Raw genomic sequence first — 23,666 nt, 5'->3', positions numbered from 1 at the left:
GGCGCGGGAGAGCACTCGGATCTGTCAGCGTTCTGGCGCTCGTTTTCGCAGGTGCATTTGCGCTACCGGCTCGTGCGGATTCCGTCATGTGGAATGGGGCGGCAAACGGTGACTGGGCCAACGACAGCAATTGGGTCTGGGATAATCACACGCCCGGCGCGTCGGACACCGCGCGGATCGATTCGGCCGGGCCGCTGATCGCGGCGGGCACGACCGGCGCGGTCGATACCCTGTTCGTCAGCATCAGCAATGCCGCCGATCTGTCGGTCGCCGGCACCCTGAATTCCGGGACGGTGACCCTTGGCTACAACTCAGCGGCCTCCGGCACGCTGTCCGTTTCCGGCGGGTCGTGGACCAATTCCGGAAATCTCTATATCGGCAACGCCGGCACCGGCGCCGTCAACCTGACCAACAGCGCGATTGCGTCGTCTTACTCGGCCAATCTCGGAGCGGTCAGCGGCGGCTCCGGCTCGGTGATCGTCGACGATGCCAATTGGACGATCGGCAACGGGCGTATCATCGTCGGCGACTACGGTTCGGGTTCGCTGACCCTGCGCAATGGCGCGACGGTCTCTGGACCCGGAGGCATCATCGGTGGAAACGTCGGTGGATCGGGTGCCGTGACGGTCTCCGACAGCAATTGGACGAACACGGGCAATCTTTACGTCGGCAATGCCGGCAACGGCACACTCACGGTCAATGCCGGTGGCACCGTGACCAGCGTCGACGGCTATGTCGGTACGCTGACCGGCTCGCATTCGAGCGTCACCGTCAGCGGTCCCGGTGCCAATTGGTCGCTGTCGGGTGCCTTCGTCGCCGGCTATCAAAGCGGCACGACGGCCGACATCGTCATCAGCAACGGCGGCGTGATCTCGGCCGTCCAGGGCACGCTTGGTGACCTAGCGGGGGCGTCAGGCACGATGCTTGTCACCGGCAGCGGATCGGTCTGGTCCGCCTTCGTGAACCCGGCGATCGCCTATACCGGCTACATGAATGTCGGATTGGACGGCGACGGCAAGCTCACCGTCCAGAACGGCGGCGGCGTCTCAGGCTATCAGTTCTATATCGGCAACAACAGTACTTCGACCGGAACCGTGACGCTCAGCGGCGCCGGCTCGTATATCAGCATGACCAACAATCTGTTTGTAGGTGCCGATGGCAACGGGACGCTGACCGTCTCGGATGGCGCGCTGGTCAGCGCGAAGGCGATCAAGATCGCTTATTCAGTCGGGTCGAGCGGCACATTGAACATCGGTGCCGCCGCCGGACAGGCTCCGGCCGCCGCCGGCACGATCTCGGCCAACCAGATCATCTTCGGAGCCGGCACGGGCGCACTCGTACTCAATCACACCGATGATAACTATCTGGTGGCGGCGAACATTTCCGGCAGTGGGCAGGTGCTGGTCGAAAATGGCGTCACCACGCTGTCCGGCAGCAACACCTATACGGGCGGCACCACCGTCTCCGGCGGCAGGCTGATCGTCGACGGCTCGATCGCGAACGGGCTCCTGACGGTCAACAGTGGAGCCGTCCTGTCCGGCACAGGAACTGTCGGCGACACAGTGATGAACGGAGGTACGCTGGCTCTCGGCAATCCCGGCCAAACGCTCACTGTCAGCGGCAATCTGAGCTTCACGGCGGCTTCGACCTACATGATCGAAGTGACACCGTCGGCATCCGACCGGGTCAACGTCACCGGCACGGCTACGCTGGGCGGCGCCGCCGTCAACGCCACCTTTGCAGCCGGCAGCTATGTGGCGAAGCGCTATACCATCCTCAACGCCACCGGCGGCCGCGTCGGCAGCTTCTCCTCGCTGGTCAGCACCAACCTGCCGACCAACTTCGCATCCAGCCTGAGCTACGACGCCAACAACGCCTATCTCGATCTGTCGCTGAGCTACAAGCCGGTGAACACCAACCAGAGCAACGTCGCCAACGCGCTGTCCGGCGTCTTCAACGCAGGCGGCAAAATGCCGGTCGCGTTCGGTGCGCTCACGCCGGCCGGCCTCTCTCAGGCGGCAGGCGAGACGTCGACCGGATCGCAGCAGACGACCTTCGATGCGGTGAACCTGTTCATGGGCGCGATGCTCGATCCTTTTGTGGCGGGCCGGAACGATCAGGTCTCGCCCTCGGCGGGCGGGATGTCGTCTTATGCTGAGGAGCGTGGGCCGCGCGACGCCTACGCAATGTTTACCAAGGCGATGCCGGTGAAGGCCGATCCGCTCGCATCAAGCTGGAACGTCTGGGCGACCGGATTCGGCGGTTCGCAGACCACCGATGGCAACAGCGCGACGGGCTCGAACACGTCCACCAGCCGCATCTACGGTGTGGCAGTCGGCGCGGACTACCGGATTGCGCCGAACACCATCGCGGGCTTCGCGATGTCCGGCGGCGGCACGACGTTCTCGGTGGCCAAGGGGGCTCGGGCAGCTCCGATCTGTTCCAGGTCGGCGCTTTCGCACGCCAGAGCATCGGCAGTGCTTATCTCACCGCCGCGCTAAGCTATGCGTGGCAGGACGTGACGACCAATCGCAATGTCGCCGGCACCGATCAGTTGCGAGCGCGCTTCAACGTCAACGCCTTCTCGGGCCGTCTCGAAGGCGGCAGTCGGTACGTCACGCCGTGGATGGGCGTCGGCGCGACGCCCTATGCCGCCGTGCAGCTGACGGCCTATGATTTGCCGTCCTATCGCGAGCAGGTACAGTCCGGCGCCGGTATCTTCGCGCTGAACTACGCAGCCATGGATGTGACCTCGACCCGCAGCGAACTCGGCCTCCGCACCGACAAATCCTATGCGCTGACGGATTCGATCCTGACGCTGCGCAGTCGGTTCGCCTGGGCGCACGAGTTCAACCCGGACCGCAGTGTCGCCGCCACGTTCCAGTCGGTGCCCGGCGCGTCCTTCGTCGTCAATGGGGCCAGACAGGCCAGCGACGCGGCGCTCACCACAGCCTCTGCCGAATTGAAGTGGCGGAGCGGTTTCTCGGTGGCGGCGATCTTCGAGGGCGAATTCTCCGACGTCACCACCAGCTACGCCGGCAAGGGCGTGGCCAGGTATCAATGGTGACAAGCGCCGCTCACCGAGTGAGGCCTCGGATCGTCAATTCCGGGACCGATGGATGAACCGGATCGAGCCGCTCATGAGCGATCATGGGCGGCTCGATCGCTGAGCAACCTGTTACGACTTCGCCTGCGGCTCCGGCTGCACCTTGCAGCTTGCCGAGTTTAGCGCCGCGCGGGCCTGGCTCATCATGCCGGGCTCGGAAGCCAGCGCCTTCATCACGATCAGGCCGGTGGTTGTCGGCGAGTCGATGATCAGCCGGTCGGCCGCGGTGACGTCTTCGTCTTCCGGCAGGTTGCCGTGCTGCTCGCTGGTCATCAGATCGAGCTCGATGACCTTGCGGCCGGCGGAGCGGTCGTTGATCGCGTAGTAGGCGATTTCGCTGCGGGTGTAGAACGACACCGCGGTGTAGGCCTGGCTGACCGGAACGGTGAGCTTCAACGGCCCGCTGGATAGATCATATCGGCAGACCGCGACCGCGAAAGCCGGGTCGAGGAACGGCAGCGGTGCGTTGTCGGGCGAGACTTGCGGTAGCTGCGAGACCTCGTTGACCTTGGTGAGCGGCGTCAGCCGCGCATAGGCGTCCTGGCTGGCGATCCGCGGCAGCGCCAGCACGCTGACCAGATGCACGATGCCGCCGAGGACGAGGCCGGCGATGATGGTGGCAATGAAGCGGATCATGGGCAGCCGACCGTGGTGATTGCCGGCATCGGCGCGTCGCGCTGGGTTCGCGTCGCGACGCCGACCGGGGTGTCGTACAGCCGCAGCATCAGCAGATAGCGATCGACGCCGCCGGTGGGCAGCCAGTTGCCCGAGCGCGACCGTGCGGCGATCCTGATCTTGAACTCGCCGTCGGCCGAGCGGATGATTTCCTGGCTGGTGAAGCCGTATCGCTCCAGGCCGTTGGCGATCAGGTAGCCGCGCGGATCGTACAGCGTCAGCGTCCAGAACCGAGCCGGCGGGGTGACGCCGCTGACCTCGATGTCGCAGCGGCCGTCCAGCGGGCGCTTGGCGTCATCGGCGGTGGCGATGAAAGCGATGCCGTCGCCGGCGCCGACCGGCAGCTCGCCGCTGCGCGCGATCGCGGCCCGGGCGTAGGGATCGATCTCCACGGTCCCGGCGCGCGGCCGTGCCGTCCAGGCGCCGATCGTCAGCGTGCCCATTTCGGTGCCGCGCGTCGCCGTCATCCAGGTCGCGCCGACGCCGACGCCCGCGGCGATGATCAACGCCAGCAAAGTGAAGAAGATCAGGCGCACGTTGCAACCGTCCCTGAATGTCCTGCCGCGTCAGTTCTTGCGCGGCGACGAGGGCGCCGTCGTCGGCGACGCCGACGCCAGGCTCTCGGTCGCGCCGATGTTGGTCGACGACACCGGCTTGCCGGATTCGGCGGCGTCCATCGCCTTGGCGGCATCGTCGAGCATCTTCTCGACGCGGACCAGGATGTCGGCGCCGCGACGCGTCAGCACCGGCGGCGGTGCTGGCTTGGCGTCGTCGTCGGTGGCACGGGCATTGGCCTGCGCGGGCGAGACCGGCAGCTTGGTGCCCATGCCGACACCGGCCAGTTCCTTGACCTCGACGCCCTGATGCGCCGCCACCATGATGTCGTGCCAGGTCTGCGCCGGCAGCGAGCCGCCGGTCATGCGGTTGGTCGGCGAGTAGTCGTCGTTGCCGTACCACACCGCGCAGGAGAAGTTGCCGGTGTAGCCGACGAACCAGGCGTCGCGATAGTTATTGGTGGTGCCGGTCTTGCCCGCGGTCGGAATGCCGTCGAGCGCGGCGCGTCGCGCCGTGCCCTCGCTGACCACGTGGCTCATCATGCCGGCCATGTCGGCCGCGACCGAGGCGGGGATCGCCTGCCGCGGCTTCGGCCCGTCGCGGTCGTAGCGCCACACCAGATCGCCGGCGCCGGTGCGGATCTCCAGCACGGCGTGCGGCTTCACCGCCTTGCCCTTGTTGGGGAAGGTCACGTAGGCGACGGCGTGTTCGAGCACGGTGACTTCGTCGGCGCCGATCGGCAGCGACGGCGTGTCGGGCAGCGGCGCGGTCAGGCCGAAGCGGCGCGCGACTTCGACGATCTTGGCGCGGCCCGCCTTCGGGCCGCCCTTGCCGCCGAGCGTGATCGACAGCTTCACCGGCACGACGTTGATCGACCGGGTGATCGCCTGGGTCAGCGTCACCGAGCCGGAATAGGAATGGCCGTAGTTCTGCGGGCACCAATTGCCGATACACACCGGGCCGTCGACCACGATCGAGGTCGGCTTGAAGCCGTTGAGCAGCGCGGTCGTGTACACATACGGTTTGAACGACGAACCGGGCTGACGATAGGCGTCGACCGCGCGGTTGAACTGGCTGGAGCCGTAGTCGCGGCCGCCGACCATGGCGCGGACGCCGCCGTCGAGATCCGACACCACCGTGGCCGCCTGGGTCGCGTGATAATCGCGGCCGAACTGGCGGAGCTGATTTTCGATCGCGCCTTCGGCGGCGCGCTGCACGTTCATGTCGATCGCGGTGCGCACCACGAAGACGCGCTCGGTGTAGGATTTCGGGAAGGTGTCGACCACTTTGCGGACTTCGTCGAACGCCCAGTCGAGATAGTAGTTCGGCGAGTTCTCGTCGCGGCGGTCGACCACCGAGGCGGGATTACGCCGCGCGCCGAACACCTGGCCCTCGGTCATGAAGCCGGCATCGACGAGATTGTCGAGCACGACGTTGGCGCGGGCGCGGGCGGCGGGCAGGTTGATGTGCGGGGCGAATTTGGTGGGCGCCTTGAACAGGCCGGCCAGCATCGCGGCCTCGGCGAGGTTCACGTCGCGCACCGATTTGTTGAAGTAGAAATGCGCCGCGCCATCGGCGCCGAACGTGCCGCCGCCCATATAGGCGCGGTCGAGATACAGCTTCAGGATCTCGTTCTTGGTCAGCCGGGTCTCGAGCCAGATCGCCAGAAACGCCTCGTTGACCTTGCGTTCGAGCGTGCGCTCGTTCGACAGGAACAGGTTCTTGGCGAGCTGCTGGGTGATCGACGAGCCGCCCTGGCGCACGCCGCCGGCCTGCGCGTTGGTCACCAGCGCGCGGGCGGTGCCGGCGACGTCGATGCCGAAATGATCGTAGAAGCGGCGGTCCTCGGTCGCGAGCGTCGCCTTGATCAGATTGTCGGGGAAGTCCTCGAGCGGGATCGAGTCGTTGTGCTTGATGCCGCGGCTGCCGATCGGGTTGCCGTAGCGGTCGAGGAAGGTGACGGCGAGGTCGGACTTCTTCAGCCAGTCCTCGTCGGTGGTCTCGCGGAACGCCGGCTGCGCCAGCGCCAGCAGCACCAAGAGGCCGCCGGCGCCGAGCGTCGCGGCTTCGGACAGCGGCTCGATGAATACCCAGCGCTTCCAGTGACCGACATAGAAGCGGTCCATGAAGGTCGCGAAGCGTTCCCACAATTCGCGGATGCCGGCCGCGGAGGAGAACAGCGTCGAGTCGAGCCGGGCGTCGAGGTCCAGAAACCAGTTCCGGATGCGCTGCATGAAGTTGTCTGGCAGAATCTTCGGCACCGGGTTTCGACCAATCGCGTGTGACGCCGGGCGGGCGCCTCAATCTGTCTTGCGGCAGGGTTGCGGCAAACCGAAGGCGCTTGAAGCCGTTCTGGAGAATCCTCGTTCTTGTAGCCGAGCCATGGCCATAAACCAATGGCCGCGCAGGGATTTTTCAGCGAAGCGGCGGCCGCGCCACAGCTTCCTCGCACCGGAACGAGGCTAACCGCTTGCGCCGTCGGCGTAACTCCCCCTAGAACCACGCTTTGACAGCACGGAAGCAACCGCCCCGGCATGACCGCAGCTCGCAAGAAGATCTCCGACCAGGACGGTTTCTTCTGGAAAACCAAAACCTTGGAAGAGATGTCGGAGGCCGAATGGGAGAGCCTGTGCGACGGCTGCGCGCGCTGCTGCCTGGAGAAGCTCGAGGATGAGGATTCCGGGCGGATCTACTTCACGCATGTCGGCTGCCGGCTGCTCGATGGGCAGGCGTGTGCGTGTCACGACTACGCGAACAGGTCGGAGCGGGTGCCGGACTGCGTGCGGCTGACGCCGCAGAACGTCCGCGAGCTGACCTGGCTGCCGCCGAGCTGCGGCTACAAGCTGGTGGCCGAGGGGCGGGACCTGTACTGGTGGCATCCGCTGATCTCCGGCGATCCGAACAGCGTGCACGACGCCGGCGTCTCGGTGCGCGGCCGGGTCGAGGCGACCGAGACCGAGATCTCGGTCGAGGAACTCGAAGACCACATCGTGTCCTGGCCGGCCTTGCTGCCGAAGCGGGCGAAGCTGAAGAAGCGGCCGACGTGAGCGCGGCCTTCGCGGCATCGTCCTGCCGGCGCGCCTAGAAGGACCGTGATGACTGCCTTGATCATTCTCGCCGTCGCCGGCCTGTGGGCCGGGATGCAGAACACGCTGGCGGGCGGCGGCTCGTTCGTCACGCTACCGGCGTTGCTGCTCGCCGGGCTGTCGCCGCTGTCTGCCAACATCACCTCGACGGTCGCGCTGTTTCCGGGGCAGCTCGCGTCCGGTTTCGCGGGACGCTCGATGGTGCTCGGCGTCGGGCGGCTGTCGTTCTGGTGGCTGATCGGCATCAGCCTGGTCGGCGGCATCGTCGGCGCCGTGCTGCTGCTGATCACGCCGCCGACGATCTTCGCCCGGATGATGCCGTGGCTGGTGCTGTTCGCCACCGCAGTGTTCGCCTGGGGCAGCTTCGTGCGCACGGCGCGGGCCGAGCCGGCCAAGATCAATGTCGGCGTACTCGGGGTCATTCAGTTCGTGATCGCGATCTATGGCGGTTACTTCGGCGGCGGCATCGGCTTTATGATGATGGCGGCGCTGTCGGTCGCCGGCATGCACGCGCGCAACGCCGGCGCCACCAAGAACGCACTCGCCGCGGCGATGAACGCCTCGGCAGTGGCGATGTTCGCGCTGTCGCCGGAAGTGAAGTGGATCGAGGCCGGCGTGCTCGCCGCGTCGTCGACGGTCGGTTATCTCGCCGGCGTCTGGGTGCTGCGCCGCGTCAATGAAAAGGCGCTGCGGGTCGGCGTCGTCGTGCTCGGCATCGCGCTGACGATCGGGCTGTTCTGGCGGCAGTTCTAACCGCTTTCGCCGCGTCATTCGTTCGCGCCGCCGCTGGGCGTGCTTCCGAACCATCCACGCGACTCGCGGCTGGTGCTCATCCCATGCGTGCACCTGGCCGGCCCTCCGGCGGATGAATGGATTTGCCGGCGCCTTCCAAATGGTATTCAATGCTGCAGGATGTTTGAGCTGCAAAGCTCGGGCTCTGGACTGCGCCTCCATTCGAACTTCGCGATTACCATGCGTGTTGCATCGGGACTTGAGCGGTGAGTCGAGCACATCTGAAGATTGGGCTCTTGGTGCCTCAAGAGGGGCCATGCGGGATTTGGGCGCCGTCCTGCGAGGCGAGCGCCGTTCTTGCGGTCGCGGAGCTCAATCATCACGGCGGCGTTCTCGGACGCGAGCTTGATCTGATCGTCGCCAATGCCGGCGCCACCGATGCCAGCGCCAGAGAAGCCGCGGCGGCGCTGGCGACGATGTCCGACGTCGACGTGGTCGTTGCGATGGTGACCAGTTCAGCCAGGACCCTGGTCGCCGCCGAGCTGAAAAAGCGGCGTGTCCCATTCGTCTACACGCCGCAGTTCGAAGGCGGGGTGCTGGATCCCGATGTGATGACGGTGGGGGAGACGGCCGACGATCTGCTGAAACCGGGACTATCCTGGCTTGCGACGGAGAAGCAGGCGTCGCGGTTTTTCCTGATCGGCAATGACTATGTCTGGCCACTGCAGTCGATGGGCCGGGCGAAGCGGATCATTCGGGATATCGGCGGCACCGTGGTCGGCAACGCGGTCGTGCCGTTCGGGGTCGAAGATCACGAGGCGTTGCTCCGTCGGATTTCCGAGGCTCGGCCGCATGTGATCGTGTCATGGCTGCTGGGGAACGAGGCCGTCGTGTTCAATAGGGCCTTCGCCGAGGCGGGGATGTCGTCGCGCATCTTGCGGTTCAGCACGTCGATCGACGAGACGATCCTCTATGCGATCGGTGAATCCTGCACCGCTAATCTCTACGTGGCGTCGGGGTACTTCTCCTGTCTTCGTTCCCACAATAATTCCGTGTTCCTGGAGCGCTATCACGACTTGTTCGGCGAAACGCCGCCGCCCATGAATGCGTTCGGCGAGTCGCTCTACGAAGGCGTTCATTGCGTCGCAGGACTGGTCGAAGCGGCAGAGAGCCTGCAACCGACCGATCTTCGACGAAAAGTCGGGCGGGCCGCGCAACAGCGGACCGCGCGCGGTTTCAAAGGCGGCATCGTCGCGGGGGCGACGCATCCAATTCACCTGGCAGTCGCGGACGGGCACGATTTCCGGGTGATCGCCTCTCGTTAATCCGATCGTCCGCTTAGAGCGTTTCATCGTTACGATGCACTGACCGGCGGCACTGAGTCCTCATCCTGAGGAGCCCGGCGCAGCCGGGCGTCTCGAAGGATGAGGCCGCGGCGTTTGTGTGGCCCATGGTTCGAGACGGCGCTTCGCGCCTCCTCACCATGAGGATGTGCCCGCTTTGAATGCTGCAAAGCGCTTGGTCAGATTCCGTAAGAGCCAGAACCTCTCTAGGCGGCGAGGGGCGGCGTTCCCTATTTCACGATCCCGATGGGCCGCCGGGAGCAGCGTAGTCACTCGCGGATCAGTCCTCGCAGTAGACGCGTGAGCTCTTTGGCTTTCGCGGGATCCAGACGCTCGATCAGGCCGCGCTGTTGTTTGTTCGAGATCCCCTTCAACCGCTTGTTGGTCGCCTTGCCCTTGGACGCGAGGAAAATTCGGATCCGGCGCCGGTCACTGGGCGCCACGCCGCGATACACGAGGGCATCGGCAACCATTCGGTCGACGATCTTCGTCAACGAGCCAGCATCGACGAGAACTGCAGCCGCGAGTTCCCCCATCGAAAGGCCGTCGGTCTCGGCAAGCGCATTCAAAATTCTAAACTGCTCGATCGGAATGCCTTCGGGGCGAAGCGAGTCGGACAGCTCCTCTTCGAGCTGACGATTAACGGAGGCGATCAAATAGGCGATCTGATCTTGCATAGTCGGGAGGTCGGCCACGAGAGATTCCAGTCAAGCTACGTCGTCTGCAACGCAGACTCACAATGGATCAAGCGGCTGTGAACTGCAAGTTTTTCGAGCCCCTTGCCGAATTATTGAGCGCTTTCGGGCTCGCGCGGACCATAGCAGATACTAGCAGATACGAATATTGTAATTGACATTAGTTGTGAAGCTGAGCACGCTTGTCGAAACGCACTGCTCGGCTTCGCCGAAGCGACGGCTTGGCCGGCTTGGTGCGATCGTGGAGGACCTGATGGCCATCAGCCGCGTGTTCGATCGTCCCGCGCAGGATGGCTTTCGCGCCAGGCTGCTCGGCTTGGTCGGGGTACTGGTTCTGGCCAACCTCCTGATGTGGGCGTGGGCCGCGGCGGCGTTCGCCGCGCGCCCCGTTCTCATGGGGATGGCGGTTCTTGCTTTCACCCTCGGCCTGCGCCACGCGCTCGATGCGGACCACATCGCAGCGATCGACAACGTCACGCGCAAGCAGATGCAGGACGGCAAGAGGCCGATCGCCGTCGGTCTGTTCTTTGCGCTCGGCCATTCCGCCGTCGTGCTGATCGCCTCGATGGCGGTGGCTTTTACAGCGCGGTCCTTTGCCGAGCAATTTGCGCCCTATCGCGAGATCGGCGGGGTGCTCGGCACGTCGATGTCCGCGTTGTTTCTGCTCGTCATAGCGGTCGCCAATCTCGGTGTGCTGGTGGCGGTGGTACGAGCCCTCCGGCAAAGCCAGCGCGGACACGTTCTCCGTGACGAAGATATCGATGCGATCCTGATGGGGCGCGGGTTTATGGTTCGGTTGCTGGCGCCGGTGTTCCGTCTGGTGTCGAAAAGCTGGCACCTCTTTCCGGTCGGATTTCTGTTCGCGCTCGGTTTCGAAACCGCCAGTGAAGTTAGTCTGTTCGGTTTGGCGGCGGGAGCGTCGTCGGATGTGTCGGGCTGGACGATCATGATCTTCCCGTTGCTGTTCACGGCGGGCATGACGCTGCTCGATACCGTGGACGGCATATTGATGCTCGGAGCCTATGGCTGGGCGTATCGTGGACCCGAACGCAAGCTCGTCTACAACCTCACCGTGACGTCGCTCTCGGTTCTGGTGGCCTTCGTCGTCGGCGGGATCGAGGTTCTCGGCCTGATCGGTCAGCGTCTGCATCTGGGCAATGGCTTTTGGGATTCGGTCGCCGGCCTCAATGCCAGTTTCGGCGTGCTCGGCTGCGGGATCGTTGCGCTGTTCGCGGTCAGTTGGGCCGCGTCGGTCGCGCTGTTCTATGTGCGGCGACGCGACCGGATCGGCGAAACCGTGTGACGCGGAGTACGCGAGATGCCGACTGCTTGGTGTGGATCGGATATCGGGTGTCGGCGGCATTCGGAACGCGATCATGTTCCGTGCGAGACGGGCCGCTGTGCGTGTAGTGCAACTGAAGTGAGTGCGTGTCTGTCGCCGAACGACGTTTGACAGCAGGAACTTGCAATGTAATACTCGTAATTACGAATAATAGGCTCGCGATGACCGAGCGGGTCGTTGATGTGTCTGGCCGTGTTTGCAACAGGAGGGATCGATATGTCGAAACAAAGCGCAGATCCGGCGGTTCGGACGCGAGCACTCGAATCCATTCTGGTGGAGAAGGGACTTCTCGACCCCAAGGCGCTCGACGTCCTGGTCGAGCTCTACGAACACAAGGTCGGTCCGCGTAACGGCGCGAAGGTCGTCGCGCGTGCATGGACCGATCCGGACTACAAGCAGCGGCTGCTTTCCGATGCGACCACGGCGATCAAGGAAATGGGCTTCTCCGGCTTGCAGGGAGAGGACATGGTGGTGGTCGAGAATACGCCCGAGGTGCACAACCTCGTCGTCTGCACGCTGTGTTCCTGCTATCCGTGGCCGACCCTCGGCCTGCCGCCGATCTGGTACAAGTCCGCGCCGTACCGGGCGCGCGCGGTCAGCGACCCGCGCGGTGTCCTGAAGGAATTCGGCACCGAACTCAGCGAAAACGTCGAGGTTCGGGTGTGGGACACCACGGCCGAACTGCGATACCTCGTGCTGCCCGAGCGTCCGGCCGGCACCGAAGATCTCAGTGAAGAGCAACTGGTCGACCTGGTGACCCGCGACTCGATGATCGGCGTCACCACGCTCGGCTCGTCCGCTCCCGCCGCTCCCAGCCATTGAAGACGGAGTCGTCCCATGAACGGAATTCATGATCTCGGCGGCAAGCACGGCATCGGGCCGATCATCCGCGAGGAAAACGAGCCGGTGTTCCACGAGGAGTGGGAACGCCGTGTCTTCGGAATGTTCGCGGGCACGTTCGTGTTCGCCGGATACTCGGTCGACGAGTTTCGTCATGCCATCGAGAAACTCGATCCGGCGCACTATCTGGAATCGTCGTACTACGAGCATTGGCTGCATGCGTTCGAGGATATTCTGATCAAGCGGGGATTCATCACCCGCGAGGAATATGACGATCGCATTGCGAAGCTCGCGAAAGCCGAGGAAGTGTGATGTTGCTGACGCCAGATATCGCTCCCGCCGTTGCGTCCACCGGAGCCTCGGCTCGTGTCGCCGAACCCGTGGCGCCCCGCTTCCGCGTCGGTGACAGAATTCGCGTGCGAAATCACAATCCGGAAACGCACACCAGGCTGCCCGGCTATCTCCGCGGAAAGCTCGGCATCATCGAAGCCGACTACGGCGTCTTCGCGTTTCCCGATACGCACGCTCACGGCCTCGGTGAGAAGCCGCAACACTGCTACAGCGTGCGCTTCACCGCGCGCGAGTTGTGGGGCGGCACGGCCTCCGAGCGCGACACGCTCAGGGTCGACGTGTTCGACGATTATATGGACCTCGCTTGATGGTCGGGTCGGCACGGAGCGAGGCAGCGTCACCTCTGCTTTGCAAGACGATCCCGGTCGGGCCGGACAGTGAGACGAAGTTCGACGAGCCCTGGGAAGCGAGGGCGTTCGCGATCATCGTTCGGCTTGCACAGGACGGGCACTTCGAGTGGTCCGAATGGGTGGAGTGCTTCTCCGGTGAAGTGGCTGCCGATACGGCGATCGAGGCCGCCGGCGGCGTTCCGCGAAGCTACTACGAACAGTGGCTGGATGCGGCCGAGAAGCTGATGATCGCCAAGGGCGTCACCAATGAGGCGCAGTTGCGCGCTCGCCGTTTCGCTGCCGGCTCGGTCGGTCCAACCAACGTAATGAAGTGACGGGGCCTCAGATGTCGGCCGAGAGTCGGAAAGTTCCGGTGACGATCCTGACGGGTTTTCTTGGCGCGGGGAAGACCACGCTGCTGAACCGGATTCTGCGGGAGCGGCACGGCGAGCGGATTGCCGTGATCGAGAACGAGTTCGGTGAGGCCGGCGTCGACAATGAACTGCTGGTGGTCGAGCAGCAGGAGCAGATCATCGAGATGAACAATGGCTGCATCTGCTGCACCGTCCGCGGCGACCTGGTTCGGATCCTCGGTGACTTGAGGAAGCGTCGCGAGCTCGATCCGGAGGCGTTCGATCGTGTCGTGATCGAAACCACCGGCCTCGCGGACCCGGCGCCGGTGGCTCAGACCTTTTTCGTCGAGGACGATGTAGCGTCCTACTATCTGCTCGATGCGATCGTCACCGTGGTGGACGCCAAGCACGCGCATGCTCAGCTGGATGATTTCCACGAGGCGCAGGAGCAGGTCGGATTCGCCGACCGGATTCTGCTGAGCAAGGCCGATCTCGTCGGTGAGGAAGAGCTCGCGAAGCTCTCCGACCGGCTGGTGCGGATGAACCCGCGGGCGCCGATCAAGGCGGCGCATTTCGGCGATGCGCCGATCGCGGAGCTGCTCGACATTCGCGGCTTCTCGCTCGACGAGATCCTTCGGATCGAGCCCGGTTTTCTCGGCGAGGACGATCACGAGCACGACGATTCGGTGCAGTCTTTCGTGTTCTCGAGTTCGAAGCCTTTCGACCAGGACCGGCTGGAGGAATTCTTCCGCAAGGCCGTCTCTGAGGTCGGCCGGGATCTGATGAGGTACAAGGGCATCGTGGCGTTCGACGGCCTCGATTGCCGGGTGATCTTTCAGGGCATTCACATGCTGATGAATTCCGATCTCGGGCCGCCCTGGAAGCCGGACGAAGCGCGCGCGTCCCGGCTCGTCTTCATCGGCCGCAAGCTTCCCGAAGCGCAGATCAAAGCCGATCTGGCAGCCTGCCTGGTCGCGTAGCCGCGCCTCTCATCCACGACTGAAATCGTCCCTCTGCCGGCACGCCGCGCAGTGCAGGACCCGTTGTAACCCGCCACGAGGAGACAGACGATGACTGTGAAGCTGCCGACCACCGAGGAAATGTCAGAGGTCTGTGAGGCGCTCGGCATGAGCATGCCGGTCGCGGAGATCGACGGGTTCATCGCGCAGATGGGCGGAGCCGTGGCCGCCTACAATGTGCTCGACACGTTGCCGGACGACGTGCCTTTGGTGAAGTATCCGCGGACGCCGGGATATCAACCGACCGGCGATGAGAATGTCTACAACGCCTGGTACCGGAAGGCCGAGGTCAAGGGAGCGGCGTCGGGCAAGCTGCACGGCAAGACGGTCGTGCTCAAGGACAACGTCCTGCTCGCCGGCGTTCCGATGATGAACGGCGCCTCCAGCCTGCAAGGCTATGTGCCGGACGTCGATGCCACCATCGTGACGCGGATGCTGGATGCGGGAGCGACGATCGTCGGCAAGGCCCATTGCGAGTATTTCTGCTTCTCCGGCGGCAGTCACACCAGCGCTCTCGGGCCAGTGATCAATCCGCGAAAGGCCGGCTATTCGGCCGGCGGATCGTCGTCGGGTAGTGCTACGCTGGTGGCGGCGAAAGAAGTCGATATGGCGATCGGCGGCGACCAAGGCGGATCAATCCGCATTCCGTCCGCGTATTGCGGGACCTACGGGATGAAGCCCACGCATGGGCTCGTGCCTTACACCGGAGTGATGCCGATCGAGTCGACGCTCGATCACACCGGGCCGATCACCGCGAATGTCGCCGACAACGCGCTGCTGCTCGAGGTCCTGGCTGGGCCCGACGGTCTCGATCCCCGGCAGATCGATATTTCGACCGAGGCCTACACGGCGGCACTCGGCAAGCCGCTCAAGGGACTGCGCATCGGCGTGCTCACGGAAGGCTTCGGTCATGCCAATTCCGAGACGGATGTCGATGCGCTGGTGAGGAAGGCTGCGGATCGGTTCCGGGCGCTGGGCGCGGAGGTCGCCGATGTCTCGGTGCCGATGCATGCGGTCAGCGGCGCGATCTGGTCGGCGATCGCCCACGAGGGCGCCACGGTCCAGATGATGCACGGCAATGGCTTCGGCTTCAACTGGAAGGGGCTCTACGTCACCAGCCTGATGCAGGCCCATGACGCTTGGCGCACGCGCGCCGATGGTCTGTCGGATACCCTGAAGGTGACCATCATGCTGGGGCAGTACATGCTGCAGAAACACCGCGGCGTGTACTATGCGAAGGCGCAGAATCTGGCCCGCCGGCTGCGCGCAGCCTACGACGCCGTGCTGGCCGATTACGATCTGCTGCTGCTGCCGACGGTGCCGATGAAGGCGACCAAGCTGCCGGAGCCTTCCGCGCCGCTCGGGGAAATTCTGACGCGCGCCTTCGAGATGCTGGGGAATACGGCGGCGTTCGACGTGACCGGTCATCCGGCGATGTCGGTGCCGTGCGGCATGAGCGATGGCTTGCCGGTGGGGATGATGCTGGTCGGCAAGCACTGCGCCGAAGCCTCGATCTACCAGGCGGCGCATGCGTTCGAGCAATCGGAAGACTGGACGTCTCTCAAGCCGGCCTGAGGCCGGGACACCGCACGCCTGCGGCGACGTCTGACACGACGTGATCTTCATCGCGAGCCCGGTTCTGACACGGTCAGAACCGGGCTCGCTGCTGTTTGCGGTGTCCGGCGCTGTGAGGCAGGTTGATGAATCGGGCGTTGCAGCAGCAATTGCAAACGCTGCAGCGCAGTATCATCTGCAAAACATATTTGTTGCCAAGGCAACTGATCTATGAGACTTGTTCCGAACAAGAGCGATCCAGTCGCCGGGTTCGGGAGGAATGATGTTCGGCAGTCGAGCCGGCAAAGGCCGCGTCGTGCCCAAAGCGCGCGACAAGGCGGCAGGCCAACGACGCGTGCGCGCTCGTCGCGCGCGGCGGCACGTCTCACGTCTCGCCGGTGACCGCGCCGAGGTTGTTGTGCAGGCGGCGCAGCATCTCGATCAGCACTTCCTGTTCGCCTTTGTCGAGGCACGACATCAGACGCCGCTCGCGGTCGAGCGCGGCGACGATGACCTTATCATGCGTCGCGCGGCCCTTCGCGGTCAGCGAGATCGAATGGCTGCGGCCGTCGTTCGGATCGGTGCGGATCGCGATCAGCCCGCGCTGCTGCATGTCGGTCAGCGTGCGGCTGACTGGCCCCTTGTTGAAGCCGATCACTTGGCAAATCCGCGCCGCCGCGATGCCCGGCTCGATCGCCAGCAGCGACATGATCCGCCATTCGGTGACGTTGACGCCGAACTCCCGCTGATAGAACGCCGTTGCGCTGTTCGACAGCTTGTTGGCGATGAAGGTGATGAAGGCCGGGACGTAGCGCTCGAGGTCGAGCGTCTGCGCGCTGGTTGGCGCCGAACTGCGTCGTGATTTTCGTGGAGGCGAACCGGTCATGGCGCTTTCGAGAGCTGGCGGCGGGTGAGCAGACATAAAGATACGCGGGCACGGTTCACAAGTGCCGAATGCAAGGATCGGACGAAAGGGAGGACGAGATGAGTGCGACCCAGGCTGCATCACAGGCCGCGCCGCCTGCGACAAGCGCGGCGATTCCGCATCTGGCGATCGACCCGTTCTCGATGGAGTTCTTCGCCGATCCCTATCCGGACCAGCAGGCGATGCGGGACGCCGGCCCGGTGGTGTATCTCGACAAATGGAACGTCTATGGCGTCGCGCGCTATGCCGAAGTCTATGCCGTGCTCAATGATCCGCTGACCTTCTGCTCCAGCCGCGGGGTCGGCCTCAGCGATTTCAAGAAGGAGAAGCCGTGGCGGCCGCCGAGCCTGATCCTCGAGGCGGATCCGCCCGCGCACACGCGGACCCGCGCGGTGCTGAGCAAGGTGCTGTCGCCCGCGACGATGAAGCGGCTGCGCGACAACTTCGCTGCTGCTGCTGACGCCAAGATCGACGAACTGCTGGCGCGCGGCGGCGCCGTCGATGCGATCGCGGATCTCGCCGAAGCCTATCCGCTGTCGGTGTTTCCCGACGCGATGGGGCTGAAGCAGGAGGGCCGCGAGAACCTGCTGCCTTATGCCGGCCTGGTGTTCAACGCGTTCGGACCGCCGAACGAATTGCGCCAATCGGCGATCGAGCGCTCGGCGCCGCATCAGGCCTATGTCAACGAGCAGTGCCAGCGGCCGAGCCTCGCGCCGGGCGGCTTCGGCGCCTGCATCCACGCCTTCAGCGACACCGGCGAAATCACCCCGGACGAAGCGCCGTTGTTAGTCCGCTCGCTTTTGTCCGCCGGGCTGGACACCACTGTGAACGGCATCGGCGCTGCGATGTATTGCCTGGCGCGGTTTCCCGAGGAACTGGCGCGGCTGCGCGCCGATCCGGCGCTGGCGCGCAACGCCTTCGAGGAAGCGGTGCGGTTCGAAAGCCCGGTGCAAACCTTCTTCCGCACCACGACGCGCGAGGTCGAACTCGGTGGCGCAACGATCGGCGAGGGCGAGAAGGTGCTGATGTTCCTCGGCTCCGCCAATCGCGATCCGCGACGCTGGGACGAGCCGGACCGCTACGACATCACCCGCAAGACCTCCGGCCATGTCGGCTTCGGCTCGGGCATCCACATGTGCGTCGGCCAGTTGGTGGCGCGGTTGGAAGGCGAGGTCGTGCTCGCTGCGCTGGCCCGCAAGGTGAACGCGATCGAGATCGCCGGGCCGGTCAAGCGCCGCTTCAACAACACGCTGCGCGGGCTTGAGAGTCTGCCGCTGCAGCTGAAGCCGGCCTGAGGAGCCTGACCGACGATGCGCCTTTCAAAACCGATCCTCCCTTCGTCATTGCGAGGAGCGAAGCGACGAAGCAATCCAGGAGCTCCGCGCTCGGAGCCGCTGGATTGCTTCGCTTTGCTCGCAATGACGTGGAGAGGCGTGATTTGAGTTGCTGAGTTTCCGTTCAGGCTCCGAGGAGAAGCAATGCCGACGATTACTTTCATTCTGCCCGATGGCCGCAGCGAAGTCGCCGATGCGGCCGTCGGCGACACCGCGATGTATGCGGCGCTGAGCCTGGGGCTCGACGGCATTGTCGCCGAATGCGGCGGCAACGCCGTCTGCGCCACTTGCCACGTCTATGTCGAAGAGGGCCTCAGCAAGCTGCCGCCGGTCGACGGCAATGAAGACGATCTGCTCGACGGCACGGCCGCGGAGCGACTGCCGTCGAGCCGGCTGTCCTGCCAGATCAAGCTCACAGACGATCTCGACGGGCTGGTGGTGCGGATTCCGGAGCGGCAATTCTAGGCCTTCAGTTTGAACGATCCGCCGCCGGCAACGACCGGCGGCGTCACCAACCAACAAGATCACCTCAGGGAGAGAACCATGACAATCACCGAGGGCCTGTTAGGCCTTGCGACCGCCTGTCTGCTGACGACCACGGCCAGCGCCGAGATTTCCGGCAACGTCGTGCGGGTCGGCGTGCTCAACGACATTTCCGGCATCTTCCAGGACACCAACGGCATGGGCTCGGTCGAGGCCGCCCGGATGGCGGCCGAGGACTTCGCCGGCGGTGGCAAGGATATCAAGGTCGAGATCGTCTATGCCGACCACCAGAACAAGGCCGACGTCGGCAATGCCATCGCGCGCCGCTGGCTGGACAACGAGGGCGTCGACGCCATCGTCGATGTGCCGAATTCATCGGTGGGACTCTCGATCAACACACTGCTGCGCGGCACCAAGATGACGTTCCTGGCGTCGTCGACCGCGAGCTCCGATCTCACCGGCAAGGCTTGCTCCCCCAACACCATCCAGTGGGTCAACGACACCTGGGCGACCGGCAACACCACCGCGGCGGCGATGATGGAGCGCGGCGGTAAGGACTGGTACTTCATCACGGTGGACTACGCACTCGGCAAAGGGATCGAGGCAGAAGCCAGCAAATACATCGAGGCGCACGGCGGCAAGGTGATCGGCTCGAGCAAGCATCCGCTCGGAACGTCCGACTTCGCCTCGTTCCTGCTTCAGGCGCAGACCTCGAAGGCCGGCGTGATCGGCCTCGCCAATGCCGGCGGCGACACCATCAACACCGTCAAGCAGGCGGCCGAATTCGGCATCCAGCAAAGCGGCCAGAAGCTGGTCGCGTTCCTGCTGTTCATCAACGATATCCACGGCATGGGCATCAAGGTCGCGCAGGGCCTGCAGCTGATGGAGGCGTTTTACTGGGACATGAACGAGGACACGCGGTCGTTCGCCAAGCGCTTCGCGCAGCGCCCCGGCATGAACGGCAAGATGCCGAGCGGCAACCAGGCCGGCGTCTATGCCTCGACTCTGGCCTATCTCAACGCCGTCGCCGCCACCGGCAGCGACGACGCCAAGCAGGTCGTGCCGCAGATGAAAACCTTCAGCGGCAAGGACAAACTGTTCGGCGATGTCACCATCCGCCAGGACGGCCGCGTCGTGCACCCGATGTATCTGTTCGAGGTGAAGAAGCCGGAGGAGTCGAAATATCCCTACGACTACTATCGCCTGGTCTCGACCATCCCGGCCGACAAGGCGTTCCGGCCGATGGCGGAGGGCGGGTGCGAGCTGGTGAAGTAGCGGGGCTTTGGCCGGACGCACGGGAAGCCGATGTCCCGCACCGCCGTCATTGCGAGGAGCGAAGCGACGAAGCAATCCACGCCGCGTATGTGGCGCTGGATTGCTTCGCTTCGCTCGCAATGACGATGGAGTTAGCGGCGTGCACCTTATCGGGAGGCGGCCCGCTTGCCACCTAAGTGCCAATAACCCACTGCCACCGCGACCGGCAGCGACAGCGCGATCCAGGACATCCAATCCCACAGGCCGTCACCCAGCAGGGCGGTGGTCAGGCCGAGGGCGGTGATGACGCCGATCGCGAGCGGGGCGGCGAAGATCTGCGCGGTGGTGTGCGAGGCTCTGCGGGGCGCGGTCATGCCGGCCTCGCATCGGATCGCACCGCGGTCCGGCTGCGGGCGCTGCCGCCGAAGCGCTGCTTCGCGATCCACAGATACAGGCCGGTGATCAGCACGACGATGCAGACGAGGTCGAGCAGCGCCCAGACGATCTTGAGCGGCAGGCCGCCATAGTCGCCGAAATGCAGCGGCCGCGACATCTGCAGCAGGGTCAAGTACCACGGCATCTGCGGCACCAGCACCGGCACGCTCTGGTCGACATCGACCAGTGTCGGCGTCGCCAGCAGCGCCGTCAGGGCGGAGTTGCCCTTCATCCAGACCACGAGATGCCGCGGGCTGCCGAAGTTCTCGGCGGTCGGCATCGTGATCGAGGTCAGGCGGCCCTCGGGCAGCGCGGTACGCACCCGGGCGATCGCCTGATCCAGCGACGACGGCTGCGCCACCGGGGCGCCGCGATACGGCGCCAGCAGCGGCGGCAGCACCTGGCCGCGCCAGTAGTCGTACATCGGCATCGCCAGCGTGTTGATCACCCCCGTGCCACCGACGACGAACAGCCAGACCGTGGTGACGATGCCGAACAGATTATGCAGGTCGAGCCATTTCAGCCGCCGCGAGCGCTGGCGCACGGTGCCGAAGGCGAGCCGGCGCATGAACGGCGCATAGACCACGACGCCGGAGACGATCGACACCACCAGCAGCAGGCCCATCGCGCCGAGGAACAATTCGCCGGGCAGTTCCAGCAGCATGTTCTTGTGCAGCAGCAGGATGATGTCCATCACGCCGCGCTGCGGCCGCTCCTCGCCGAGCACCGCCTTGGTGCGGGCGTCCATCACCAGCCGATAGAACTGGCCGCGCATCGGCTTCGGCGTCGGCGACATGGTGATCACGACGACCGACGGCTGCTCGTCGCGCCAGGTGACGAACAGCACGTGATCGCCGGGCCGGGCCTGCTGCGCGGCGCGGAGGACGTCGTCCACCGGTGCGGCAGGCGTGCCGCTCGGCAATTGCGGCGCGGCGAATTGCTGCTCGGTCAGGTCCTCGATCTCCTCATGGAAGATCAGCGGCAGGCCGGTGATGCACAGCATCAGCAGGAACAGCATAGAGATCAGCGAGGTCCAGGTGTGGACCTTGCTCCAGATCCTGAGGCCGCGCGTCCCGGTCACCAGCGGTAGCTCGCGGTCGCGGTGATCACCCGCGGGGTGATGTACTGGCAGCCGCCGGTCACGGTGCAGAGCGCTCGGTCGTTGTTGCCGATGTTCTTGACGTTGAGCGCCAGGTTGATGCCCTTCGGCTGGCGATAATGCAGCCCGGCGTCGAACACCGTATAGGCCTGGTTGGTGAGGGTGTTGAGGATGTCCATGTAGGATTCGCCGACATAGCGGACGCCGGCGCCGAAGCCCCAGCCGGCCAGCGGGCCGCTCTGCAGCGTATAGTCGGCGAAGGCCGACGCCATGTTGCGCGGCGTCAGCACCGGCACCTTGCCGACGTCGCCGTTGTTGCTCTGGGTGTTCTTGAGGTTCTGCAGCGTGTAGGTCGCCAGCAGGTTCAGCCCCGGCATCGGCTTGGCCAGCATCTCCAGCTCGAGGCCTTGCGAATTCACCTGGCCGGTCTGGATATTGTAGTTGAGATGGTTCGGATCGGCGGTCAGCACGTTGTTCTGGGTCAGGTCGAACACCGCGGCGGTGAACAGAAAATCCCGGTTGGGCTGGAACTTGACGCCGCCTTCATATTGCTTGCCGGTGGTCGGCTTGAAAGCCTTGGAGCTGAAATCGACGCCGGCGGTCGGCAGGAACGATTCGGAATAGCTGACGTAGGGCGCCACTCCGCTGTCGAACAGATAGGTCAGGCCGACCCGCTTGGTGAAAGCAGTGTCGTCGTTGGTCTGCGGCACGCCGCTGATGCGGTCGAGCGTGGTTTGCTGAGCCGCGTCGTAGCGGCCCCCGAGGGTCAGAATCCAGTTCTGCAGCTTGATCTGATCCTGCAGATAGATGCCGGCCTGGTTCAGATTCTGCTTGTAGCTCTGCAGCAGCGTCGTGGGCATCGCGATCGGCACGCCATAGACCGGGTTGATCCGGCTCAGCGACGGCGCGGTGCCGCCGAACTGCTGGCCGCCGAGTTGGAACGCCTGATAGTCGGTGCCGACCAGCACGGTGTGCTGCAACGGCCCGGTCCAGGTCTTGGCGATGACGTGGTTGTCGATGTTGAAGGTGTCGGTGCTCTCGAGCACGCGGCGCGAGATCCGGGGAAACACCGTCTGGGTGTCGAGCGGCGTGCCGGCGAAGGTGACGTAGCGATATTCCAGGTCGACATGGCCGTAACGCGCGCGCGAGCGCACGATCAGATCGTCGCTGAAGCGATGCTCGAACTGATAGCCGATCCGATATTGTTTCTGGTCGAAGGTGTTGTAGCTCGGCTCGCCGAGAAACAGCGGCAGCGGCTTGACGTCGACGATCTTGCCGCCGCGCACCGTGCCGACCGATACTGGAAAGGCGTTGCCGAACACGTCGTGCTGATAGTCGCTGAGGATCGTCAGCGAGGTATCGTTGTTGGGGCGCCAGGTCACGGCCGGCGCGATATAGGCCCGGTTGTCCTTGACCTTGTCGGAGAACTTGGCGACCTGCGCGTCGGAATCGCGCAGCACGCCGGTCAGCCGATAGAGCAGGGTCTTGTCCTTGTCGAGCGGACCGCCGACGTCGAACGCGCCCTGCAGCCGGTCGGCGGTGCCGACGAGGCCGACCACTTCGCCGAACGCCTGCTCGGTCGGGCGCTTGCTGATCAGGTCGATCAGGCCGCCGGGCGGGCTCTGGCCGTACATGACGGAGCTCGGGCCTTTGACGACGTCGATCCGCTGCACGCCGTAGGGCTCGTTGCGAAACACCGAGAAATACGCCGAGCCGTTCGCGGTGTCGCGTAGGCCGTCGCGGAAATTCGAGAAGCCGTTGGTCTCGAAGCCGCGGATCTTGGCCTGATCGTAGCGCGGATCGGCGCCGCCGGTCTGCACCGCGACTCCCGCGGTGTATTGCAGCGCCTGCGCGACGGTGTCGACGCCGCGCGCATCGAGATTGTCGCGGCTGACGACGGAGATCGACTGCGGCGTCTCGATCAGCTTGGTGTCGGTCTTGGTGCCGCTGGCGCTGACGCTCGGCACGAAGCCGGGCACCGGATCGGTGCCGCGCTCGAACACCGCGCGCTGCGTCGGCTGCGCCGGCTGCGGCGCCCGTGCGGCGCGTTGCGTGGAGCGGCGCGAGGGCCCCGTGGCAGCGCGATTGGCGGCACGCGGGGCCTGGGCCTGGCGCCGGCTCGGCTGCGGCGCGGTGATCTCGACGGCGGGAAGTTC

23 protein-coding genes are annotated in these 23,666 nt (G+C 64.9%); 15 read left to right on the top strand and 8 right to left on the bottom strand.

Features of this window, described 5'->3' with window-relative positions:
* Nucleotides 1-86: 86 nt before the first annotated feature.
* Together IP86_RS11905 and IP86_RS11900 are read left to right on the top strand one after the other, a co-directional pair.
* Entirely contained in the window at nt 87-2,501 is a 2,415-nt protein-coding gene (locus tag IP86_RS11905) for an autotransporter outer membrane beta-barrel domain-containing protein (RefSeq protein ID WP_054162741.1), read from the top strand.
* Nucleotides 2,438-3,067: an autotransporter outer membrane beta-barrel domain-containing protein gene (locus IP86_RS11900; RefSeq protein WP_245290606.1), complete on the top strand. Its 630-nt coding sequence runs from the start codon at nt 2,438-2,440 to the stop codon at nt 3,065-3,067. Before IP86_RS11905 ends, IP86_RS11900 begins: the two co-directional genes overlap by 64 nt.
* 111 nt (nt 3,068-3,178) lie before the next feature.
* Here IP86_RS11900 and IP86_RS11895 read toward each other — a convergent pair whose 3' ends face one another.
* Genes IP86_RS11895 through IP86_RS11885 form a run of 3 tightly spaced genes read right to left on the bottom strand, consistent with a single transcriptional unit; the run spans nt 3,179 to nt 6,597 of the window.
* Nucleotides 3,179-3,742: a DUF1254 domain-containing protein gene (locus IP86_RS11895; protein WP_054162739.1), complete on the bottom strand. Its 564-nt coding sequence runs from the start codon at nt 3,740-3,742 to the stop codon at nt 3,179-3,181.
* Nucleotides 3,739-4,317: a DUF1214 domain-containing protein gene (locus tag IP86_RS11890; RefSeq protein ID WP_054162738.1), complete on the bottom strand. Its 579-nt coding sequence runs from the start codon at nt 4,315-4,317 to the stop codon at nt 3,739-3,741. Before IP86_RS11890 ends, IP86_RS11895 begins: the two co-directional genes overlap by 4 nt.
* 30 nt (nt 4,318-4,347) lie before the next feature.
* A complete protein-coding gene (locus IP86_RS11885) occupies nt 4,348-6,597 on the bottom strand; it encodes a transglycosylase domain-containing protein (protein WP_054162737.1) in 2,250 nt (749 codons plus the stop codon).
* A 273-nt stretch (nt 6,598-6,870) separates the two neighbouring features.
* On the opposite strand from IP86_RS11885, the gene IP86_RS11880 reads away from it, so the two are divergent.
* The 3 genes from IP86_RS11880 to IP86_RS11870 all read left to right on the top strand — a co-directional run bounded on the left by IP86_RS11880 (nt 6,871) and on the right by IP86_RS11870 (nt 9,479).
* Nucleotides 6,871-7,383 carry a YcgN family cysteine cluster protein gene (locus tag IP86_RS11880; RefSeq protein ID WP_054162736.1) on the top strand — a complete coding sequence of 171 codons (513 nt, stop codon included), beginning with the start codon at nt 6,871-6,873 and terminating at the stop codon, nt 7,381-7,383.
* Between the two features lie 48 nt (nt 7,384-7,431).
* Nucleotides 7,432-8,175 (top strand): sulfite exporter TauE/SafE family protein, encoded by a 744-nt coding sequence (locus IP86_RS11875; protein ID WP_054162735.1) that lies wholly within the window; start codon nt 7,432-7,434, stop codon nt 8,173-8,175.
* A 245-nt stretch (nt 8,176-8,420) separates the two neighbouring features.
* Nucleotides 8,421-9,479 (top strand): substrate-binding domain-containing protein, encoded by a 1,059-nt coding sequence (locus tag IP86_RS11870; protein ID WP_283804778.1) that lies wholly within the window; start codon nt 8,421-8,423, stop codon nt 9,477-9,479.
* A 287-nt stretch (nt 9,480-9,766) separates the two neighbouring features.
* Here IP86_RS11870 and IP86_RS11865 read toward each other — a convergent pair whose 3' ends face one another.
* Nucleotides 9,767-10,192 carry a MarR family winged helix-turn-helix transcriptional regulator gene (locus IP86_RS11865; protein WP_245290598.1) on the bottom strand — a complete coding sequence of 142 codons (426 nt, stop codon included), beginning with the start codon at nt 10,190-10,192 and terminating at the stop codon, nt 9,767-9,769.
* Nucleotides 10,193-10,445: 253 nt separating this feature from the next.
* On the opposite strand from IP86_RS11865, the gene IP86_RS11860 reads away from it, so the two are divergent.
* The 7 genes from IP86_RS11860 (at nt 10,446) to IP86_RS11835 (ending at nt 16,001) form a co-directional block, all read left to right on the top strand.
* Entirely contained in the window at nt 10,446-11,495 is a 1,050-nt protein-coding gene (locus IP86_RS11860; protein WP_054162799.1) for a HoxN/HupN/NixA family nickel/cobalt transporter, read from the top strand.
* 255 nt (nt 11,496-11,750) lie between these two features.
* Complete coding sequence (gene nthA / locus IP86_RS11855; protein ID WP_156332474.1) at nt 11,751-12,356, top strand: nitrile hydratase subunit alpha; 606 nt, start codon at nt 11,751-11,753, stop codon at nt 12,354-12,356.
* 15 nt (nt 12,357-12,371) lie between these two features.
* Nucleotides 12,372-12,686 carry an SH3-like domain-containing protein gene (locus IP86_RS29605; protein WP_197279771.1) on the top strand — a complete coding sequence of 105 codons (315 nt, stop codon included), beginning with the start codon at nt 12,372-12,374 and terminating at the stop codon, nt 12,684-12,686.
* Nucleotides 12,686-13,033: an SH3-like domain-containing protein gene (locus tag IP86_RS29600; RefSeq protein ID WP_210168171.1), complete on the top strand. Its 348-nt coding sequence runs from the start codon at nt 12,686-12,688 to the stop codon at nt 13,031-13,033. The genes IP86_RS29605 and IP86_RS29600 overlap by 1 nt, the downstream gene beginning before the upstream one ends.
* Nucleotides 13,033-13,389: a nitrile hydratase accessory protein gene (locus IP86_RS11845; protein ID WP_054162732.1), complete on the top strand. Its 357-nt coding sequence runs from the start codon at nt 13,033-13,035 to the stop codon at nt 13,387-13,389. Before IP86_RS29600 ends, IP86_RS11845 begins: the two co-directional genes overlap by 1 nt.
* Nucleotides 13,390-13,400: 11 nt before the next feature.
* Nucleotides 13,401-14,387, top strand: coding sequence for a CobW family GTP-binding protein (locus IP86_RS11840; RefSeq protein ID WP_054162731.1), 987 nt, complete (start codon nt 13,401-13,403; stop codon nt 14,385-14,387).
* A gap of 90 nt (nt 14,388-14,477) precedes the next feature.
* Complete coding sequence (locus IP86_RS11835; protein ID WP_054162730.1) at nt 14,478-16,001, top strand: amidase; 1,524 nt, start codon at nt 14,478-14,480, stop codon at nt 15,999-16,001.
* 364 nt (nt 16,002-16,365) lie between these two features.
* Here IP86_RS11835 and IP86_RS11830 read toward each other — a convergent pair whose 3' ends face one another.
* Nucleotides 16,366-16,866: a MarR family winged helix-turn-helix transcriptional regulator gene (locus IP86_RS11830; protein WP_054162729.1), complete on the bottom strand. Its 501-nt coding sequence runs from the start codon at nt 16,864-16,866 to the stop codon at nt 16,366-16,368.
* A gap of 98 nt (nt 16,867-16,964) precedes the next feature.
* Between IP86_RS11830 and IP86_RS11825 the strand changes: the two genes are divergently transcribed.
* The 3 genes from IP86_RS11825 (at nt 16,965) to IP86_RS11815 (ending at nt 19,997) form a co-directional block, all read left to right on the top strand.
* On the top strand, nt 16,965-18,200 hold the full coding sequence (locus IP86_RS11825; protein ID WP_054162728.1) for a cytochrome P450: 1,236 nt from the start codon (nt 16,965-16,967) through the stop codon (nt 18,198-18,200).
* Between the two features lie 183 nt (nt 18,201-18,383).
* Complete coding sequence (locus tag IP86_RS11820) at nt 18,384-18,704, top strand: 2Fe-2S iron-sulfur cluster-binding protein (RefSeq protein ID WP_054162727.1); 321 nt, start codon at nt 18,384-18,386, stop codon at nt 18,702-18,704.
* 78 nt (nt 18,705-18,782) lie between these two features.
* The gene (locus tag IP86_RS11815) at nt 18,783-19,997 is read left to right on the top strand and encodes an ABC transporter substrate-binding protein (protein ID WP_054162726.1); all 1,215 of its coding nucleotides are present in this window, start codon (nt 18,783-18,785) and stop codon (nt 19,995-19,997) included.
* Nucleotides 19,998-20,143: 146 nt separating this feature from the next.
* Here the strand turns inward: IP86_RS11815 and IP86_RS11810 are convergent, their stop codons facing one another.
* The 3 genes from IP86_RS11810 to IP86_RS11800 form a co-directional block, all read right to left on the bottom strand.
* Nucleotides 20,144-20,350: a hypothetical protein gene (locus tag IP86_RS11810; protein WP_054162725.1), complete on the bottom strand. Its 207-nt coding sequence runs from the start codon at nt 20,348-20,350 to the stop codon at nt 20,144-20,146.
* Complete coding sequence (locus IP86_RS11805; RefSeq protein WP_054162724.1) at nt 20,347-21,492, bottom strand: PepSY-associated TM helix domain-containing protein; 1,146 nt, start codon at nt 21,490-21,492, stop codon at nt 20,347-20,349. Before IP86_RS11805 ends, IP86_RS11810 begins: the two co-directional genes overlap by 4 nt.
* A partial coding sequence (locus IP86_RS11800; protein ID WP_054162723.1) for a TonB-dependent siderophore receptor occupies nt 21,489-23,666 on the bottom strand: 2,178 nt, incomplete at its 5' end. The genes IP86_RS11805 and IP86_RS11800, both read right to left, overlap by 4 nt.

This window comes from Rhodopseudomonas sp. AAP120 (genome assembly GCF_001295845.1).
GTDB lineage: Bacteria > Pseudomonadota > Alphaproteobacteria > Rhizobiales > Xanthobacteraceae > Rhodopseudomonas.
The sequence above is the reverse complement of the archived record's forward strand: the minus strand, read 5'-3'. Positions and strand labels throughout refer to the sequence as shown.

What these genes read in the sequence shown, in the direction of transcription:
- IP86_RS11905 (WP_054162741.1), top strand. Translation starts at nt 87, where the DNA reads ATGTGGAATGGGGCGGCAAACGGTGACTGGGCCAACGACAGCAATTGG.
- IP86_RS11895 (WP_054162739.1), bottom strand. Translation starts at nt 3,742, where the DNA reads ATGATCCGCTTCATTGCCACCATCATCGCCGGCCTCGTCCTCGGCGGC.
- IP86_RS11880 (WP_054162736.1), top strand. Translation starts at nt 6,871, where the DNA reads ATGACCGCAGCTCGCAAGAAGATCTCCGACCAGGACGGTTTCTTCTGG.
- IP86_RS11875 (WP_054162735.1), top strand. Translation starts at nt 7,432, where the DNA reads ATGACTGCCTTGATCATTCTCGCCGTCGCCGGCCTGTGGGCCGGGATG.
- IP86_RS11860 (WP_054162799.1), top strand. Translation starts at nt 10,446, where the DNA reads ATGGCCATCAGCCGCGTGTTCGATCGTCCCGCGCAGGATGGCTTTCGC.
- nthA (WP_156332474.1), top strand. Translation starts at nt 11,751, where the DNA reads ATGTCGAAACAAAGCGCAGATCCGGCGGTTCGGACGCGAGCACTCGAA.
- IP86_RS29605 (WP_197279771.1), top strand. Translation starts at nt 12,372, where the DNA reads ATGAACGGAATTCATGATCTCGGCGGCAAGCACGGCATCGGGCCGATC.
- IP86_RS29600 (WP_210168171.1), top strand. Translation starts at nt 12,686, where the DNA reads ATGTTGCTGACGCCAGATATCGCTCCCGCCGTTGCGTCCACCGGAGCC.
- IP86_RS11845 (WP_054162732.1), top strand. Translation starts at nt 13,033, where the DNA reads ATGGTCGGGTCGGCACGGAGCGAGGCAGCGTCACCTCTGCTTTGCAAG.
- IP86_RS11840 (WP_054162731.1), top strand. Translation starts at nt 13,401, where the DNA reads ATGTCGGCCGAGAGTCGGAAAGTTCCGGTGACGATCCTGACGGGTTTT.
- IP86_RS11835 (WP_054162730.1), top strand. Translation starts at nt 14,478, where the DNA reads ATGACTGTGAAGCTGCCGACCACCGAGGAAATGTCAGAGGTCTGTGAG.
- IP86_RS11830 (WP_054162729.1), bottom strand. Translation starts at nt 16,866, where the DNA reads ATGACCGGTTCGCCTCCACGAAAATCACGACGCAGTTCGGCGCCAACC.
- IP86_RS11825 (WP_054162728.1), top strand. Translation starts at nt 16,965, where the DNA reads ATGAGTGCGACCCAGGCTGCATCACAGGCCGCGCCGCCTGCGACAAGC.
- IP86_RS11820 (WP_054162727.1), top strand. Translation starts at nt 18,384, where the DNA reads ATGCCGACGATTACTTTCATTCTGCCCGATGGCCGCAGCGAAGTCGCC.
- IP86_RS11815 (WP_054162726.1), top strand. Translation starts at nt 18,783, where the DNA reads ATGACAATCACCGAGGGCCTGTTAGGCCTTGCGACCGCCTGTCTGCTG.
- IP86_RS11810 (WP_054162725.1), bottom strand. Translation starts at nt 20,350, where the DNA reads ATGACCGCGCCCCGCAGAGCCTCGCACACCACCGCGCAGATCTTCGCC.